The following is a 17,232-nucleotide window of genomic DNA, read 5'->3' on the forward strand; positions in this document are numbered from 1 at the left end:
TTTTTGTTCGTTAAGTGCTTACTTCATGAAAAGTGCTTTGTGCTACGCAAGGAATGGGCCAGGAGGGTGGTTGCGGGGAAATCGGGGGGAGGGCGTCAGCTATATGCTGGGAGCTGCCTTGGGAGATTTGCGTGCAGTGGCTGCAAGGCAGGGGGTAGCGGCGGGCTCGCTATTGTGGGAGTGCGCCATGTGCACGAATCGCGGGCATGGCCCGCTCCCACAGGGATTGCTGTGCAGCTACCCGAAGGTGTGCGGCTGTAGGGTGGGGCGGGCGGCGATCCGCTTCAGCCCAGCAGAATCGAATGGACACCACCGCCTCACTATTGTCTCACCAGCAGGGGCGTGGACGGCCTGCAGCCTATTCGCCGCTGTCGTTCATCTTGCGCAGCAGGTAGAGAATGGCCACGCGTTCGCCGGGGTTGAGGCTGCCCATGGTCAGCTCGCTGATCTGCTGGGCGCAGGGGATCATGTCGGCGAGCAGCGCGCTGCCGGCGGCGGTGAGTTCGACGATGACCTTGCGCTTGTCGCTGGGGTCTGGCGACAGGGCGATCAGGTCGCGGGCCTTGAGGCGCTCGACGATGCCGCGAATGGTGGCCTGATCCACCGCCGTGGCCTTGATCAGTTCGGCTTGCGAACTGGGGCCATGGTCGCGCAGGGCGCACAGGGTGACGAACTGGATGGAGGTGAGCTGGGCGTCGCAGGCGTTCTGCTGGAAGATCGCGGTATGACGCTGGTAAGCCTTGCGCAGCAAGTGGCCGATCTGTTCGGTGACCTGATAGGTGTTGGCGGATGAATCGTCGATCGACATGGGCAGATTTCGCTTCCAGGCGCAGGGCGCCGAGTATAACCGCGCAAGCCGGCGAGGTGTTCGCCGCGCCGGCTTGCGGGCATGCAGGAGCGGCAGATGAGGCTGCCGTGGGGCGCTGTCAGCTGGCCATGGATTGCGGCGGGTAGACCACGTCGCCGGCCAGTACCACGGCCTGGTCATCGAGGTAGATGTCGCAGCCACGCAGCGGGATATCCAGATGGCATGGCGTCTTGCGGGTGCCACCGACTTCGGTGTTCGGCCCGGTGGAAAACAGGAAGTTGCCATAGAAGGCGCGGGCGTCCATGCACATGCCGTCGTTGCGGTCGTGCAGGCCCATGGCGGTCCATTGGGCGCGGGGCTGCAGGCCCCAGCCGATATGGGAAATGCCGTAGACCTCGGGGTCCTTGAAGTACTTCAGGTAGTCACGCAGGTACTCGGCCTCGAAACCGCCGTGGATGCCGGTGATAAAGCCCTTGTCGATCTCCAGGGTGATGCGCTCGCGGCAGTAGTTCTTGAACGGCAGCACGATGTCACCGACATCCAGCACCAGGGTGCCCTGGGCGGTTTCCTCGTTGGGCCAGCTGAACAGAAAGCCGCTGGGCCAGTGGTCCCAGCGCCCCGGCTCGTCGGCGAAGCCGTATTCGGTCACTGCCGGGTACTGCCCCAACTCGGCGTGGAAGTCGCTGCCCGCCGCCGAGCGCACGTGCAGGCTGCGCGCCTGCTTGAGCAGTGCCTCGCTGGCCAGCACACGGCGCTTGTCGTCCTCGGTCGGCAGCATGCGCGCCAGCACCTCGGGTGGCTCCACGGCCAGCAGGATGCGGGTGCCGGTCTTGAGGATCTGCTCCTGCTCGGGCGAGTGCAGCAGCATCATGGTGTCGACCACCAGGTCGGCCGCTTCCAGTGCGCGCTGCGCCGCCAGGTTGCCGGTCAGGGCGGTGTCGCCGCAGTAGGCCGTCATGTCGTTGCCCATCGCCCGCGGGTGATTGAAGGAGGGCAGCTCGACCGCATACACCTTGGCTTTCAGGCGTTGCGCGGCGTCCATCGCCGCACGCACGGTGCGCGGGTTCGAGTAATGGCTCTTGAGAATGGCCACGCTCTGGGTCTCGTCGACCCGCGAGAGGGTCAGCACCTGTTCGAACATCTGGGTCAGTTCACTATCGCTTACCGGCATGGCAGGTCTCCTGTCGCTCTGCGCTGGGTGTGCACCATCGTGGATCGGGCTGCTGAGCTTTGGTGCGCTTTTATAGAGTGTTCGCTCTATTTGCTTAGATAAAACCCTATGCGGAAGCGCTTGGCAATCTTTCTATTCAAGCGTTACCAATCTACACAAATGCCGTTTTGTATGGGATTTATAGGGTTTTTAGTCTTTTTTTGGATTTTACAAAATAGTTTTTGCGCCCTCTTCACATTACAAAAATATAGTGCATACACTGTAATTGTCCTGCGGGGTTACTCCCGTGTCGTAGCCAAGAAGAGGAGAGATGCCCATGGGCGCTCAACAGAAAATTGCCATCGTCGGTGCCGGGCTGGGTGGCGCCGCAGCCGCCACCTTGCTGCAGCAGGCTGGCTTCGAAGTGACCGTTTACGAACAGTCGCCGGAGTTCTCCCGCCTGGGGGCCGGTATCCATGTCGGCCCGAACGTGATGAAGATCTTCCGGCGCATGGGGCTGGAGCAGCCGCTGGAGCAGATGGGCTCGCACCCGGATTTCTGGCACAGCCGCGACGGCATCAGCGGCGACTACCTGTCGCGCATTCCCCTGGGTGAATTCGCCCGTCGCGAGTACGGCGCGGCCTACGTCACCGTGCACCGCGGCGACATGCACGATTTGCAGATCAACAGCATCGCGCCGGGCTCTGTGCAATTCGGCAAGAAGCTGGAGACCATCGTCGACGAGGGCGACCAGGTGCGCCTGACCTTCACCGATGGCAGCCAGGCCACGGCCGATATCGTGATCGGCGCCGACGGCATTCATTCGAAGATCCGCGAAGAGTTGTTGGGCGCCGAAGCGCCGATCTACAGCGGCTGGGTCGCGCACCGGGCGTTGATCCGTGGCGAGAGCCTGGTACGCCATGCCGACGTGTTCGAGCCCTGTGTGAAGTGGTGGACCGATGACCGCCACATGATGGTCTATCACACCACCGCCAAGCGTGATGAGTACTACTTCGTCACCGGTGTGCCCCACGAGGCCTGGGACTTCCAGGGCAACTACGTGGACAGCAGCCAGGAGGAAATGCTGGCGGCGTTCGAGGGCTATCACCCGACGGTGCAGAAGCTGATCCGCTGCACCGAAGACATCACCAAGTGGCCGCTGCGCAACCGCAACCCACTGCCGCTGTGGAGCCGTGGCCGGCTGGTGCTGCTGGGCGACGCCTGCCACCCGATGAAGCCGCACATGGCCCAGGGCGCCGGCATGGCCATCGAAGATGCGGCGATGCTCACCCGCTGCCTGCAGGAGACCGGGCTGACGGACTACCGCACCGCGTTCGAACTCTACGAGGCCAACCGCAAGGAGCGTGCGTCGCGGGTGCAGGCGGTGTCCAACGCCAACACCTTCCTGCGCACCCAGGAAGACCCGGCCTGGGTCTACGGTTATGACGTGTATGCCCAGCCGCTGAAAAGCGGGGTAGCGGCATGAGCACCCTGATTGGCGGCGGCAACGTGCAGGCCAACGGCATTCGCCAGCACTACCTGCGTTATGGCGGCAAGGGGCCGGTGCTGTTGCTGGTGCCCGGCATCACCAGCCCGGCGATCACCTGGGGGTTCGTCGGCGAGGTATTGGGCCGCCAGTTCGATACCTACATCCTCGATGTGCGCGGCCGTGGCTTGTCCTCCAGCGGGCCGCAACTGGCCTACGACACCGACACCTGCGCGGCGGATATCATCGCCTTCGCGGCCGCCCTGGGTTTCCAGCGCTACAGCCTGCTCGGCCACTCGATGGGTGCGCGCTTCGCCATCCGCGCTGCGGCAATGGGCGCCACTGGGCTGCAGCGCCTGGTGCTGATCGACCCGCCCGTGTCCGGGCCGGGCCGCCGCGCTTACCCGAGCAAGCTGCCCTGGTACGTCGACTCCATCCGCCAGGCGGAGCAGGGCATGGACGCCGAGGCGATGAAAGCCTTCTGCCCGAGCTGGACCCCCGAGCAACTGCAGTTGCGCGCCGAATGGCTGCACACCTGTTACGAGCCGGCCATTGTGCAGGCCTTCGAAGAGTTTCACAGCGTGGACATCCACCAGTACCTGCCCGCCGTGCAGCAGCCAGCGCTGCTGATGGTGGCCGGGCGCGGCGGGGTGATCGAGGCGGTCGACGAGGCCGAGCTGTGCGAGCTCAAGGCGGACTTGCAGATCGCTCGGGTCAGCGCTGCCGGGCACATGATTCCCTGGGACGACCTGGCTGGGTTCTTCGCCGCTTTCGGCGATTTCCTCGGCCAACCCATTCACCACGAGGTGCTGCCATGAACAGGCTCTATCGCATCGGCCAGATCGTGCCGAGCTCCAACACCACCATGGAAACCGAGATCCCGGCGATGCTCACCGCCCGCCAGGCCATCCGCCCGGAGCGCTTCACCTTTCACTCGGCGCGCATGCGCATGAAGCAGGTGAAGAAGGAAGAGCTGGCGGCCATGGATGCCGAGTCCGATCGCTGCGCGCTGGAACTGTCCGATGCCAAGGTCGACGTGCTCGGCTATGCCTGCCTGGTGGCGATCATGGCCATGGGCCTGGGCTACCATCGCCAGTCGGAAAAACGTCTGCGCCAGGTGACCGCCGACAACGACGCCAACTCGCCGGTGGTCACCAGTGCCGGTGCGCTGGTCGAGGCGCTCAAGGTGATGAAGGCCAAGCGCATCGCCATCGTCGCGCCCTACATGAAGCCGCTCACCGAACTGGTGGTCGACTACATCCGCGAGGAAGGTTTCGAGGTGGTCGACTGGCGGGCCCTGGAGATCCCCGACAATCTGCAGGTGGCGCGCCACGACCCGGCCAACCTGCCGGACATCGTCGCCGGCATGAACCTGGAGGGCGTCGATGTGGTGGTGCTGTCGGCCTGCGTGCAGATGCAGTCGCTGCAGGCGGTGGCCAAGGTCGAGGCGCTGACCGGCAAGCCGGTGGTCACGGCGGCCATCGCCACCACCTATTGCATGCTCAAGGCATTGGACCTGGAGCCGATCGTGCCCGGCGCCGGCGCGCTGTTGTCCGGCGCCTACTGAGGAGATCGCCATGAGCGGGCAGAGCCTTAGCGACAACTACCAGGGCGTTTGGGGCCAGCGTATCGGTTTCGGTGCGCGGCCGGCACTGCTGATGATCGACTTCATGCAGGGCTACACCACGCCGGGCGCGCCGCTGTATGCGCCGGGTGTGGTCAGCGCGGTGGAGCAGTCGGTGGCCTTGCTGGACGCGGCGCGCCAGCGGGGCATCACCCTGGTGCACAGCAATATCCGCTACCAGGCCGCCGATTGTGCCGACGGCGGCATGTGGGTGCGCAAGGCGCCGGTGATGAAGGACATGGTCGAGGGCAACCCGCTGGCCGAGTTCTGTGTGCCGGTCGCGCCGCTGCCGGGGGAGCAGGTGGTCACCAAGCAGTACGCCAGCGTGTTCTTCGGTACCAGCCTGGCTGCACAGTTGCATGCCCAGGGCATCGACACCCTGATCCTGGCCGGCTGCTCGACCAGTGGCTGCATTCGCGCCAGTGCGGTGGATGGCGTGCAGCATGGTTTTCGCACCATCGTCGTGCGCGAGTGCGTCGGGGATCGCCACCAGGCGCCCCACGAGGCCAACCTGTTCGATATCGACAGCAAGTACGGCGATGTCGTGAGCCTGCAGGAAACCCTCAGCTATCTGCAGGGGCTCGCCCGCTGATTCACCCATAAGGAGCTGGCGGTACGCTGCCTGCTCCATTGGTCGCTCCACAGAGGGCGATCGCCATGCATTGCATGGCACTGACGCTGCCTTGGGAAGTCGCCGCTGGCGACGCTCAACGCGTCGACAACTGCTGGCTTCAACAAAAACCACAAGTCACCGCCAGGAGACAACGCAATGCCTTACGTACCCGCTACCAGCACCGCCATGGGCAGTGCTGCCGACAGCTCCAACGAGCTGTACCGCAAAGTGACCTGGAAACTGATCCCCTTCCTGTGCTTCTGCTACCTCGCCGCTTACCTGGATCGCATCAACGTCGGGTTCGCCAAGTTGCAGATGCTCAGCGACCTGCAGTTCAGCGAGGCGGCCTACGGCTTCGGTGCCGGGCTGTTCTTCGTCGGTTACATCCTCTTCGAGGTGCCCAGCAACCTGGTGTTGGAAAAGGTCGGCGCCAAGGTGTGGATCGCCCGCATCATGATCACCTGGGGCCTGCTGTCGGCGTGCACCATGTTCGTCACCACCACCACCGAGTTCTACATCATCCGCTTCCTGCTCGGCGCCGCCGAAGCCGGCTTCCTGCCGGGCGTGCTGTACTACCTGACCACCTGGTACCCGACCTACCGACGCGGGCGCATCATCGCGCTGTTCATGATCGGCCTGCCGCTGTCCAGCGTGATCGGCGGGCCCATCTCCGGCTGGATCATGAACCACTTCGATCAGGTCAACGGCCTGCGTGGCTGGCAGTGGTTGTTCCTGCTCGAGGCGATCCCCAGCGTGCTGCTCGGCATCCTCACCTTCTGGGCGCTGCCCAACCACTTCAATCAGGCCAAGTGGCTGAGTACCGAGGAGAAGGCGCAGCTGGCCAGTGACCTGGCGGCCGATGACGCGGAAGGCAAGGACAGCAAGCACAGCTTTCGCGACGGCTTCTTCAACCTCAAGGTGTGGATGCTCGGCGGCATCGACTTCTCGATCCTGCTCAGCGCCTACGCCATGGGCTTCTGGATGCCGACCTTCATCCGCAACACCGGGGTGGTCGACACCTTTCATATCGGCCTGCTGACCGCCATTCCCAGCCTGGCGGCGCTGGCCGGCATGCTGCTGATCGGCGCCAGCTCGGATCGTCATCGCGAGCGGCGCTGGCACATCATCGTGCCGTTCATCGTCGGCGCTGCGGCGATGGCCAGCAGTACGCTGTTCAGCCATAACCTGGTGATGACCGTGACCCTGTTCGCCATCGCTTCGACGGCGATCATCGGCGCCGTGCCGGTGTTCTTCAGCCTGCCGGCGACCTTTCTCAAGGGCACGGCGGCGGCCACCGGTTTTGCGCTGGCCTGCTCGCTGGCCAATATCGCCGGCCTGGTGAGCAACTCGCTGATGGGCCTGGTCACCGACCTGACCGGCACCAGCCACGCGGCGCTGTGGTTCTTTGCCGGTTGCCTGCTGCTCAGCTGCTTCCTGGTCATCGCCCTGCCGGCCAAGCTGGTCAACCGCTAGCCGGAACCCCCTCCTGGCCCTGCCGGGGCGTGAGCTCTCACGCCTCGGCGCTGTTCATCACTGACCCCTTCGTCAGCGCTTCGAACGGCTAATCAACGCCCGCTCCTCGGCGTTTTTCCTGGTAAAGCGCTTCATTGGCACCTTCACTCGGGGCGGGCTGCTACATCTTGTACGTGGAGAGCAGGATGCTGGTTTCCGTGTGCTCGATATGGGGTATCGAGCGGATGCTGTTCAGCACCTTGTCGAAGGCCTCCAACGACTCGGCGCGCAGCTCTGCCAGCAGATCCCAGCGGCCGTTGGTCGTGTGAATCGCCACGACGTTGGGATGCCCGCGCAGCGCTCGCCTGACCTCTGCAGCATGGTGACCGCTGATTCCGATGCCGGTAATCGCGCGGACACCTTGCTCGATCGCATCAGATTGCAGACGCAGCGTGTATCCCATGATGACGCCTTGCGCCTCCAGCCTGGCGAGCCGGTTCTGTACGGTGGCGCGCGCAACTTTGAGTTTCCTGGCCAAGGTCATGACCGGAATTCGAGCGTTGTCACGCAGGAGGGAAATGAGTTCTCTGTCGACGTTATCCATGAGCATTTCAACCGTACTTATTGCCGTTTTTATTGATCAGATTGCGCAAAAAAGGCGCCAACTCGAACAATCTGTAGCCTTCAGGTTGCCTCCCCAGCCGGTCAGAATTTACCGGCGTTAAGGCTTCATATTCTGTGTGGGCCATTCGCCTGCTAATGACGGCACGCTTTCATAAGGGGAACACAATGACTCTTTTTATCGACGTTCCAACGATGTCGGATTTGGTTCACGGCATCGGCGTCGTTCCATTTCTTGGCGAGTTGGCCAGTGTGATTCGCGACGACTTCAAACGCTGGTCCGAGTTTGACAAATCGGCCCGTGTCGCCAGTCATTCGGATGTCGGGGTCATTGAATTGATGCCGGTGGCAGACACCAGCCGATACGCCTTCAAGTACGTAAACGGTCATCCCGCCAATACCTTCAAGAATCTCCACACCGTCATGGCCTTCGGGGTGCTGGCCAACGTCGAAACCGGCTACCCCATTCTGCTCTCCGAACTGACTATCGCGACCGCGCTGCGCACCGCAGCGACCTCGCTGATGGCGGCGCAAGCCTTGGCCCGGCCTGACTCGAAACGTATGGCATTGATCGGAAATGGCGCGCAAAGCGAATTCCAGGCGCTGGCGTTTCACAAGCACCTCGGTATTAACGAAATCGTTGCCTACGACGTTGATCCTCTCGCAACGGCGAAACTGATCCGCAATCTTCAGGAGTATCCCGAGCTGAAGATCATTCGTGCGTCGAGCGTGGCTGACGCAGTCCGCGGCGCTGACATCGTTACAACCGTTACGGCTGACAAAGCCTATGCAACGATCATCACGCCCGACATGCTTGAACCCGGCATGCACTTGAACGCTGTGGGAGGGGATTGCCCTGGCAAAACGGAACTGCATGCCGATGTGCTGCGCAACGCACGGGTGTTCGTAGAGTACGAGCCGCAAACCCGTATCGAGGGCGACATTCAGCAACTTGAGGCTGACTTCCCGGTGGTTGATCTGTGGCGCGTGCTGGTTGGCCAGCAGGAGGGCCGTCAGGGCCCGGAGCAAATCACCGTATTTGACTCGGTTGGTTTCGCGCTCGAGGACTATTCGGTGTTGCGCTATGTGCTGCAACAAGCCGAGGCGCGCCGGGCAGGCAGCAAAATCGACCTCGTCCCGCAGGTCGAGGACGACCCCAAGGACCTGTTCAGGCATACCCGCGGCAGCGGCGCCAGGAAGCGTATCCGACGCGTTGCGTGATCCCATACTGGCTCCCACCTCGGTAATCTGTGATGGCATTTTCAACCTGTCTCATTCAAGCGCCTGCGGCTGTGGTCATGGTCAGGCCGCACGCTTTTGCGCCAAACCCAGCAACGGCTGCGGACAACTCGTTCCAGCGCGCCAGCCCCGCTATCGCCGCGCAAACCCTGGCCACAGCTGCTCATGACGAGGTTACCCAGGCCGTGGCGCGGCTGGAGGCAGAGGGCATAAGGGTTCACCTCTTCGAGGACTTCGGCGAGTACGGCACCCCGGATTCGGTATTCCCGAACAACTGGTTCTCGACGCACGCCGGTGGGCATGTCGCGATCTACTCGATGTATTCGCCGAGCCGACGTCGGGAGAGGCGTCACGATGTCATCGAGATGCTCAAACAGGAGTACCGCGTTCAGGATGTGATCGACTACTCGGGGCTCGAACCAGACGAACTGTTCCTCGAAGGAACAGGCGCCATGGTGTTCGATCACCTGTCGCGGGTGGCTTACACGGCGCGATCCAATCGAGCCGACCCTATTGTCCTGGAGCGTTTCAGCACGCATTTCAACTTTGAACCCATGGTATTCGACACGGCGGATGAGAACGGCTTGCCGATCTACCACACCAACGTTTTGATGTGTGTGGCGACCGAGTTCGCACTGGTTGGTTTTGAGGCATTTACCAGCCAGGCACGGGCCAAGGACGTTCGTGTGCGTTTGATCGAGTCAGGCCGAGAGGTAATCGAGTTGTCCCCCCAACAGATCCGCGAGTTTGCTGGCAACGCCATCGAGCTTTCCGGCCGTGACGGGCGAATTCTGGCGCTATCGCGCAGAGCGCTTGCCAGCCTCACCGGGGAGCAGCGCGAGCGAATCGAACGGTCTGCCAGGCTGGTGGCGCTGGACGTGCCGACCATCGAAATGGCCGGAGGCTCGGTTCGCTGTATGATCGCCGGCATTCACCTGTCGCCACGAAAATAGCTGACCGTTCTCCTGCACCCCACGCGGATTGTGTGGGGCTTGTCCCTTAGCGAACCAGGCTGTCGTACCCCTGCAGCGTATTGACGGCATTGATGCCGATTTCGTCGACCATGTAGCCACCTTCCATCACGAACAGGGTCGCTATGGCAGCCCTGGCGATGGCTTCGCCCATCTGGATGAAGTTGTCGCTGGTCAGGCGGAAGTGGCTGATCGGATCATGCTCAAAGGTGTCCACGCCCAGGGAAATGATCAGAAAATCCGGCTTGTATGCCTGCACGCGCCTCAGCGCGTTTGCCAGGGCGATGCTGTACGTGTCCCATTGAGTGCCGGCTGGCAGCGGGTAGTTCGCGTTGTAGCCTGCACCTGCGCCGACCCCGGTCTCATGGGCGAAGCCTGCAAAGTAGGGATAGGAAACCGATGGGTCGCCATGGAGCGACACGAAGAGCACGTCACTGCGGTCGTAGAAGATGTTCTGCGTACCGTTGCCATGGTGGAAATCCACGTCGAGGATCGCAACCCGCTCGGCGCCACGGCTTAGGCAGCGCTCAGCGGCAATGGCCGCGTTGTTCAGGTAGCAGTAGCCGCCCATGTATTCGCGAGCCGCGTGATGCCCTGGTGGGCGGCACAGTGCGAAGGCACCCTTGGCACCGTCGATCACATGCTGGGCGCCCGTCAGCGCGACATCTGCGCTGCTGCGCACCGCCTCCCAGGTTCCGGGGGTGATGGGGGCGCCGGCATCCATCGCGTAGAAGCCAAGCTTGCCGTCAATGAAGTCTGGTTCCTGATCGATGGCCAGGTCGCGAACTGGCCAGACCAGCGGCAATGCGTCATGGGTCTTGCCGGTGGCAGCCCACTCCTGCCAGGCATTTTCCAGGAACGAAACGTAGCGTTCACTGTGCGCCGCCACATAGTTCGAGCGGTCGTAACGCTGCTGCGCAATGATATCGCCGAGCCCTTCGCTCCTGACCTGGGCCAGGACCGTGTCCGCCCGTTGCGGGTTCTCGAAGGAAGGCTTGAGGGAACCGTCTTTGAGTTCGGAGCCGTGGTGGAGCCGATGATTGGAGCTGAAGATGGTAAGCACGTCGTGGTTTTCTCGAGGCCGTGTTCGTCTCGAAAATCTTCCGCCTTCTGCATGAGAAATGCTTTGCTTTAGGGCCGCCAGATCAGGGCATGCATGGAAAGAAATATTCCCCAGGTTCTGATCGCTAGCAAGAATTTGCGCAAATGCCGCCAAGCGCAGGATGCTCTGCGCATGGCGCCTCCACCATTGAGCCTGGCGTCATGGTGGGCAATCGCTGCCAGTGCCTGCTGGCAAGGCCGCACGGCACACTTCGATGCTCCGCGGTCTCAACCCGAGCCGGTCGCTGCCAAACCGCTATTGCCGACTCGCTGGCGGCAGGCTGGGGAGCAGACGCTGAGCTGGCGTGTATTGCTCGATATGGGCCTTGAACGCGTCGAGGAACACTCTTTCCGCTGCAGTTCGGTGGGCATCCTCATGCCACAGCAGATAGAGATTGGCCGAACACACCCCTTCTTCCGGAGGCAGTCGCCACAACTTCCCTTCATCCAGGTCGTGCTGAACACTGTGTTCGGGCAAACAACCGATACCAAACCCGGCCACCAAAAGGCGCTTGACCTCATCGTGATGGGATGAGGTGGCCACCACCGTCCCGGAGAAGCCCCGCTGGTCACGAAAAATGGTTAGCGGCGACAGGCTGTCGCCTAGCGCATCACTGGTAAAGGACACGAAGTTCTCACCCAGCAGGTCGTCCATGGTGAGATCGGACTTCCCGAACAGCGAGTGATATTGGCCACAGAACAACGAGTACGTTTGTTGCAGAAAAAGGCTGTGTTCAAGGCGCTTGGGCATCTGCTTGCACAGCGCAATTCCGGCTGTGGCGCCCTTTTGTTGGATTATTTTCACAATCTCGCTGCTTGGCATCACTTCAAGCTCAACTTCGACCCGTGGGTGCGCGCGATGAAAGGTGGCCCAGAACGCATCGTAAACGGCTGAGTGAATCCGGCTGGCTACCAGCACATGGATTCGCCCCACGGTTTGTTCGTCGGCATCGGAGACGCTACTCGCCAGTTGAGCGACGTTGCCATAGATGGTGTCGGCGGCCGCCAGCACCTCCTCGCCAGCAGGGGTCAGGCAGAAACGACTGTGATGACGTTCTATCAATCTTCGCCCGAACTGCTCTTCCAGCCGGCGCAAGGCCTGGCTTACCGCCGACTGGGTGACATGCAGCTTCACAGCGGCGCCGCTGATGCTTTTCTCCTGCGCGATCACCAGGAAGGTTCGGAGAAGATTCCAGTCGAGGCGGTCACTTATGCGCTGAGTTTTTTCTTTCATGTGGCAGTTTTCGTGGCGTTCCGAGGAGAGAGGTTCTAGCAGAACCCATGCTGCGCCCATGGCGCAAGACATTAGGTGGATTAATGTCTTGATTAAGAATTGAGAAATTGACCGAATGTCGAGCGGGGCGCATAAATTTCCCGACAACTCTAAGAGGTGCTTCACCCATGACCGGGAAATCCCCTGCGCCGGCTGCGAAACAGCCGATCCGCGCCGCTACCGCAGCTTTCATTGGTACGACCATCGAGTGGTACGACTTTTACATCTATGCAACCGCTGCAGCCCTGGTATTCGGGAAGGTCTTTTTCCCGACCGGTGATGCGTTTCTGAGCACCATGGCCGCTTTCGGTACCTTCGCAGTTGGCTTCTTCGCTCGTCCGTTGGGCGGGTTCGTATTCGGTCACCTCGGCGACCGTGTGGGCCGCAAGAAGGCCCTGATGGCGACACTGGTGATCATGGGGGTCGCAACGGTGGGCATCGGCCTGCTGCCCAGCTACGAGCAGGCCGGTGTGCTGGCCCCCGTGCTGCTCATCGTCTTGCGCCTGGCCCAGGGCCTGGCCGTAGGGGGGGAGTGGGGCGGTGCGGTACTGATGGCGGGTGAACACGCCTCTGCCAAGCGCCGTACCTTCGCAGCCTCATTCGCGCAACTGGGTAGCCCTGCCGGGCTGATTCTCTCGCTATTGGCTTTTCGCCTGGTCACCTCCATGGATGAGGCCGACTTCCTCGCCTGGGGCTGGCGAATCCCTTTCCTGATCAGCGCGGTGCTGTTGCTGGTGGGCTATTTCATCCGCATTGGCGTGAGTGAGTCACCGGACTTCGCCAAGGTACTGGCCGACAAGCAAACCACCGACATCCCCGCCAAGGAGGTCTTTCGCACTTCCTGGCGCACCCTGCTGCTGTGCATGGGCGTGTGTACGGTTGCCATCGGCGGGATCTACTTTACCAACACCTTCATGCTGTCGTATGCCACCCAGACCCTGGGCCTCGATCGCCGAATGATCCTGGATTGCCTATTCGTGGTGGCGATCATCCAGTTCTTCATTCAGCCCCTGGCCGCATGGTTCGCCGAAACCATAGGAACGGCCCGGCTGCTGATCTTTGCCTCGGCAGCCTCGGTGGCCGCGCCGTATCCCATGTTCATCCTGGTCAGCAAAGGCACCAGCGCGAGCATCATTGCCGGCATCGCGATCGTGTTGGTGTTCATGGCGGCGATTTACTCAGCAATGGCGGGGTTCATCAGCTCTGCCTTTGCAACACGCATTCGCTACACCGGCATCTCGCTCTCCTACCAGTTTTGCGGGGCCTTGGCAGGAGGGCTCACTCCCCTGATTGGCACCTGGCTTACCCACATCTATCCCAACCAATGGTTGCCGCTGGCAGTTTTCTACTCGGTGCTTTCGACCATCACCCTGGTTTGCGTGATAGGCCTGGCGCTGCATAAAAGACGCCAGGAGTCGGCGCTCAGCGCCGTGACGGCACCCTAAGCCTGAGCCCGCCATTCTTGATAAAAACCCTGATTAGGAACAGACCATGACCAGTCATCTCGGCCAGAACCAACTGACGCCTGAACACATCCAGCGTGTTCTCCAGGCAGTCGATGACAACTTCGAAGCCCAGTTGCGATTCACCCAGGATTTAGTGCGTATCCCTTCGCTCCGCGAGCAGGAGCACACCGCCCAGGACTTCCTTTACGAGGCGATGCACAAGCGCGGCTTGTCGATGGATCGATGGAAGATCGATGTCGAGGACATCAAGTCCCACCCGGGCTTCGGCCCTGTTACCGTCTCTTACGAGAACGCTTTCAACGTGGTGGGTACCTATCGGCCAGAACGGCAGACCGGGCGTTCGCTGATCCTCAACGGGCATATCGACGTGGTGCCGACCGGCCCTGTCGAGAGGTGGACGCGCTCGCCCTGGGACCCAGCCATCGTTGACGGTTGGCTGTATGGCCGTGGCTCTGCCGACATGAAAGCCGGGCTGGTGGCCAACCTGTTCGCATTCGATGCGATCAAGGCTGCCGGCTACGCGCCCGGTGCTCCGATCTACTTCCAGTCCGTGGTCGAGGAAGAGTGCACGGGCAATGGTGCCCTGGCCGCTCTGCTACGTGGCTACAAGGCAGACGCAGTGATCATTCCGGAGCCGGAAGAAAACATGCTGGTTCGCGCCAACGTCGGCGTGCTCTGGTTCAAAGTCAAAGTACAGGGCCGGCCAACCCATAACCGCGAGATGGAAACGGGGATCAACGCGATCGATGCGGCCTACGCTGCCATGCAAGCGCTGCGTAAAATCGAAGCGAAATGGAATGGCCAGCACCAGTGTCACCGGCACTTCGAACACCTCGAGCATCCCATCAACTTCAACATTGGCAAGATCGTTGGCGGGGATTGGCCGTCGACGGTACCGCCATGGTGCGAATTCGAGGTGCGGGCCGCGATCTATCCCGGCACCACGGCGGACCAAGCACGGGCCGAAATCGAGGCTTGCCTGGCCGAGGCCGCAGCGGATCCTCGCCTCGGCGGTATGCCTGTCCAGGTTGAATTTACCGGCTTCTACGCCGAGGGCTACGTGCTTGAAGAGGGCTCCGATGCGGAAAACACCCTGCGCGATTGCCACCGCATTGCGTTCGAAAGCGAGCTGCAGTCGTTCACGACTCCCGGCTACCTCGACGCTCGCGTTTTCGTGATTTACGGCGATATGCCGACATTGGTATATGGGCCTAAATCACTGGACATCCACGGGTTTGACGAAAGGGTGCACATCGAGTCGCTGCGCTTGATCACCAAGAGCATCGCGCTGTTCATCGCCCAGTGGTGCAACTTGCAGGCAGCCGTGAAGTAAGCGGAACACGCAGCCTCACAAAAGCCATCTGACTTTCCCGACCGGCCAGCGGCCTGTCGGGTTTTTCAATGCAGACATTCTGAGCGGGCTGTGATGCAGAGGCTGCCCACCAACTGTGCTCTGCCCACATGCAAGTCATCGAGGCTCGTTACGGGGGCTCAGCATGGGCCGTTGGATGGAGCTGGCGACGTCCGAGATGGCGCCATGCCCCGCCGCTGGCGCGTGACGCTGCACGGGCAGTTGCCTGCCTGGAACGAGCAGCAGCCCAGCTTCGCCGTATGGGGGCATTCGCCCGGCCACGTTCACAAGCGCGGTCTCCCTGCTTGTACCCACGGCGTTGAAGTTGCCAGACAGCCCCCGCTGACGGGGGCTTGTCGTTACGGGGTGATTCGCGAAGCCACTGGGTTCGAAGCGGCCTTTCTAGGTCGATAGGACACGAACAGAAAGAGGAACCAGAACGGCATCACGTACAGCGCGAGTCGCGTGTCTGCCTGAAGTGACAATACCCAGAAACCGGCAAGCAGGAAGCCGAGGCAGGCGACCGAGGTGACACGTCCGCCAGGCAGTTTGAAGAGGCTGGATTGATGGAGTTCAGGCGCTTTTTTCCTGTAGGCCAGGTAGCCCAGCATGATCATCGTCCAGATATACAGGTTGAGGATGGTCGCCACCGTTGAGACAACAGTGAACAGCTCCATGACGTCAGGAAAGATGGTCAGCAGGCATAAGCCGCAGAACATGGCGATGCCGGAGAACGCAACGGCCATGACCGGAACCCCGGAGCGGGACAGTTTGGCGAAAAAGCTTGGCGCACTGTTACGCCGGGCCAGCCCGAACAACATCCGGCAACTGGCGTAGACCCCGCTGTTCGCTGACGAGGCAGCGGAGGTCAAGACTACAAAGTTGATTATCCCGGCAGCAGCTGGGAAGCCGGCGAAAAGAAACAGCTCGACGAAGGGGCTGCGGTCAGCCGGGACATGGCTCCAGGATGTCACGCTGATGATGCAAGCGAGGGCGAGCACATAAAAAATCAGGATTCGGAACGGAATGGTGTTTATCGCCTTGGGAAGGTTGCGCTTCGGGTTTTCTGCTTCCGCGGCGGTTGTGCCGATCAGTTCGGTGCCCGCGAAGGAGAAGATTGCGATCTGAAAGCCTGCCAGGAAGCCACTGATCCCGTGAGGAAGCATCGTTCCTTTTTCGAACAGGTTATTTAGCGAGGCGGTGACGCCCTCCGGGGATTGATACGACATGCCAATCAGGATGAACGCCGTCACGATGAGGGCAACAATGGCAACGATCTTGATGATCGCGAACCAGAATTCAACCTCGCCGAAAAGCTTGACCGCCATCATGTTAAGGGCCAGAAGCAGCAGCATCGTGAAGCTGGCGGTTGCCCAGATGGGCACATCAGGAAACCAGAACTGGAAGAACCCGGCGACGACAATCACGTCGGCAATGATGGCAACGCTCCAACTCAGCCAATATGACCAACTGAGCATGTACCCGGCTCTGAGCCCGAGGTAGTGAGCCACCACGTCTGCGAACGACCTGAACCGTAGGTCTGTAAGCAGCAGTTCACCCATGGCGCGCATGATGAAGAACAGGAAGAAGCCAACGATCATGTAAACCAGAATGATCGATGTGCCTGACAAGGCTATGGCTTTTCCAGAGCCCATGAACAAGCCGGTTCCTATTGCGCCGCCAATGGAAATGAATTGAATGTGGCGGTTCTTTAGTGCGCGTTTCAGGTGGGGTTCGCCGGGGGGCACTGCTTCATCGTGCAGAACGGAAAGGTTTTCCATGCTCAGCCTCTTTGTTGTCGAGTTTTTGATAGGCGGGCTAAAAAATGCAGCTCATGTTTTTTGTGCTGATTTACAGCGTTAGTTGTTATTTGCAACGCCCTATGCTCGCTTAGCTTTCGCGGAAATACTTTGCTAAGTGCAGAGCCGTACATGGGCATAAAGCAAAGTTTTTTCTGCTCAATAGCACTGTCGGGAAAGTTATTGCCGGCGATCCGCGGGGCAGCAAGACGCCATCCTTCAGTTCAGGGCTGAGGGCCGATCACGAGGCTTGACGAAAGGTATTTTTTGCGCGATAC

Annotated in this window: 15 protein-coding genes; 9 read left to right on the plus strand and 6 right to left on the minus strand. The window is 61.1% G+C overall.

Features of this window, described 5'->3' with window-relative positions:
- Window positions 1-358: 358 nt before the first annotated feature.
- Entirely contained in the window at window positions 359-808 is a 450-nt protein-coding gene (locus QYS36_RS16290) for a MarR family winged helix-turn-helix transcriptional regulator (protein WP_308840471.1), read from the minus strand.
- Window positions 809-926: 118 nt separating this feature from the next.
- Complete coding sequence (locus QYS36_RS16295; protein WP_308840472.1) at window positions 927-1,979, minus strand: 2,5-dihydroxypyridine 5,6-dioxygenase; 1,053 nt, start codon at window positions 1,977-1,979, stop codon at window positions 927-929.
- 316 nt (window positions 1,980-2,295) lie between these two features.
- Here QYS36_RS16295 and QYS36_RS16300 point away from each other — a divergent pair, with 316 nt between their 5' ends.
- From QYS36_RS16300 to QYS36_RS16320, 5 genes are all read left to right on the plus strand, one after another.
- Window positions 2,296-3,444 (plus strand): FAD-dependent monooxygenase, encoded by a 1,149-nt coding sequence (locus QYS36_RS16300; RefSeq protein ID WP_308840473.1) that lies wholly within the window; start codon window positions 2,296-2,298, stop codon window positions 3,442-3,444.
- Window positions 3,441-4,262 (plus strand): alpha/beta hydrolase, encoded by an 822-nt coding sequence (locus QYS36_RS16305; protein ID WP_308840474.1) that lies wholly within the window; start codon window positions 3,441-3,443, stop codon window positions 4,260-4,262. Before QYS36_RS16300 ends, QYS36_RS16305 begins: the two co-directional genes overlap by 4 nt.
- Entirely contained in the window at window positions 4,259-5,011 is a 753-nt protein-coding gene (locus QYS36_RS16310) for an Asp/Glu racemase (protein WP_308840475.1), read from the plus strand. Before QYS36_RS16305 ends, QYS36_RS16310 begins: the two co-directional genes overlap by 4 nt.
- 10 nt (window positions 5,012-5,021) lie before the next feature.
- Window positions 5,022-5,660 (plus strand): N-carbamoylsarcosine amidohydrolase, encoded by a 639-nt coding sequence (locus QYS36_RS16315; protein WP_308840476.1) that lies wholly within the window; start codon window positions 5,022-5,024, stop codon window positions 5,658-5,660.
- A 177-nt stretch (window positions 5,661-5,837) separates the two neighbouring features.
- Entirely contained in the window at window positions 5,838-7,154 is a 1,317-nt protein-coding gene (locus tag QYS36_RS16320; protein ID WP_374990467.1) for an MFS transporter, read from the plus strand.
- A gap of 160 nt (window positions 7,155-7,314) precedes the next feature.
- Here QYS36_RS16320 and QYS36_RS16325 read toward each other — a convergent pair whose 3' ends face one another.
- On the minus strand, window positions 7,315-7,737 hold the full coding sequence (locus QYS36_RS16325; RefSeq protein ID WP_308840477.1) for an Lrp/AsnC family transcriptional regulator: 423 nt from the start codon (window positions 7,735-7,737) through the stop codon (window positions 7,315-7,317).
- 185 nt (window positions 7,738-7,922) lie between these two features.
- Between QYS36_RS16325 and QYS36_RS16330 the strand changes: the two genes are divergently transcribed.
- A complete protein-coding gene (locus QYS36_RS16330; protein ID WP_308840478.1) occupies window positions 7,923-8,975 on the plus strand; it encodes an ornithine cyclodeaminase in 1,053 nt (350 codons plus the stop codon).
- Between the two features lie 32 nt (window positions 8,976-9,007).
- Window positions 9,008-9,946 (plus strand): citrulline utilization hydrolase CtlX, encoded by a 939-nt coding sequence (ctlX, locus tag QYS36_RS16335; protein ID WP_308840479.1) that lies wholly within the window; start codon window positions 9,008-9,010, stop codon window positions 9,944-9,946.
- A 46-nt stretch (window positions 9,947-9,992) separates the two neighbouring features.
- Here ctlX and QYS36_RS16340 read toward each other — a convergent pair whose 3' ends face one another.
- Both QYS36_RS16340 and QYS36_RS16345 read right to left on the minus strand, forming a co-directional pair.
- Complete coding sequence (locus QYS36_RS16340) at window positions 9,993-11,027, minus strand: histone deacetylase family protein (RefSeq protein WP_308840480.1); 1,035 nt, start codon at window positions 11,025-11,027, stop codon at window positions 9,993-9,995.
- 294 nt (window positions 11,028-11,321) lie between these two features.
- Entirely contained in the window at window positions 11,322-12,299 is a 978-nt protein-coding gene (locus tag QYS36_RS16345; protein WP_308840481.1) for a LysR family transcriptional regulator, read from the minus strand.
- 167 nt (window positions 12,300-12,466) lie between these two features.
- On the opposite strand from QYS36_RS16345, the gene QYS36_RS16350 reads away from it, so the two are divergent.
- Window positions 12,467-13,783, plus strand: a complete 1,317-nt coding sequence (locus tag QYS36_RS16350; RefSeq protein WP_308840482.1) for an MFS transporter — start codon at window positions 12,467-12,469, stop codon at window positions 13,781-13,783.
- A gap of 46 nt (window positions 13,784-13,829) precedes the next feature.
- Window positions 13,830-15,137 (plus strand): ArgE/DapE family deacylase, encoded by a 1,308-nt coding sequence (locus tag QYS36_RS16355; RefSeq protein WP_308840483.1) that lies wholly within the window; start codon window positions 13,830-13,832, stop codon window positions 15,135-15,137.
- Between the two features lie 377 nt (window positions 15,138-15,514).
- Here QYS36_RS16355 and QYS36_RS16360 read toward each other — a convergent pair whose 3' ends face one another.
- Window positions 15,515-16,936 carry an amino acid permease gene (locus QYS36_RS16360; RefSeq protein WP_308840484.1) on the minus strand — a complete coding sequence of 474 codons (1,422 nt, stop codon included), beginning with the start codon at window positions 16,934-16,936 and terminating at the stop codon, window positions 15,515-15,517.
- Between the last annotated feature and the right edge of the window lie 296 nt (window positions 16,937-17,232).

The sequence above is a fragment of the Pseudomonas sp. G34 genome, assembly GCF_031119625.1.
Lineage (GTDB): Bacteria > Pseudomonadota > Gammaproteobacteria > Pseudomonadales > Pseudomonadaceae > Aquipseudomonas.

What these genes read in the sequence shown, in the direction of transcription:
- QYS36_RS16330 (WP_308840478.1), top strand. Translation starts at nt 7,923, where the DNA reads ATGACTCTTTTTATCGACGTTCCAACGATGTCGGATTTGGTTCACGGC.
- QYS36_RS16350 (WP_308840482.1), top strand. Translation starts at nt 12,467, where the DNA reads ATGACCGGGAAATCCCCTGCGCCGGCTGCGAAACAGCCGATCCGCGCC.
- QYS36_RS16325 (WP_308840477.1), bottom strand. Translation starts at nt 7,737, where the DNA reads ATGGATAACGTCGACAGAGAACTCATTTCCCTCCTGCGTGACAACGCT.
- QYS36_RS16300 (WP_308840473.1), top strand. Translation starts at nt 2,296, where the DNA reads ATGGGCGCTCAACAGAAAATTGCCATCGTCGGTGCCGGGCTGGGTGGC.
- QYS36_RS16355 (WP_308840483.1), top strand. Translation starts at nt 13,830, where the DNA reads ATGACCAGTCATCTCGGCCAGAACCAACTGACGCCTGAACACATCCAG.
- QYS36_RS16310 (WP_308840475.1), top strand. Translation starts at nt 4,259, where the DNA reads ATGAACAGGCTCTATCGCATCGGCCAGATCGTGCCGAGCTCCAACACC.
- QYS36_RS16305 (WP_308840474.1), top strand. Translation starts at nt 3,441, where the DNA reads ATGAGCACCCTGATTGGCGGCGGCAACGTGCAGGCCAACGGCATTCGC.
- QYS36_RS16320 (WP_374990467.1), top strand. Translation starts at nt 5,838, where the DNA reads ATGCCTTACGTACCCGCTACCAGCACCGCCATGGGCAGTGCTGCCGAC.
- QYS36_RS16290 (WP_308840471.1), bottom strand. Translation starts at nt 808, where the DNA reads ATGTCGATCGACGATTCATCCGCCAACACCTATCAGGTCACCGAACAG.
- ctlX (WP_308840479.1), top strand. Translation starts at nt 9,008, where the DNA reads ATGGCATTTTCAACCTGTCTCATTCAAGCGCCTGCGGCTGTGGTCATG.
- QYS36_RS16295 (WP_308840472.1), bottom strand. Translation starts at nt 1,979, where the DNA reads ATGCCGGTAAGCGATAGTGAACTGACCCAGATGTTCGAACAGGTGCTG.
- QYS36_RS16345 (WP_308840481.1), bottom strand. Translation starts at nt 12,299, where the DNA reads ATGAAAGAAAAAACTCAGCGCATAAGTGACCGCCTCGACTGGAATCTT.
- QYS36_RS16360 (WP_308840484.1), bottom strand. Translation starts at nt 16,936, where the DNA reads ATGGAAAACCTTTCCGTTCTGCACGATGAAGCAGTGCCCCCCGGCGAA.
- QYS36_RS16315 (WP_308840476.1), top strand. Translation starts at nt 5,022, where the DNA reads ATGAGCGGGCAGAGCCTTAGCGACAACTACCAGGGCGTTTGGGGCCAG.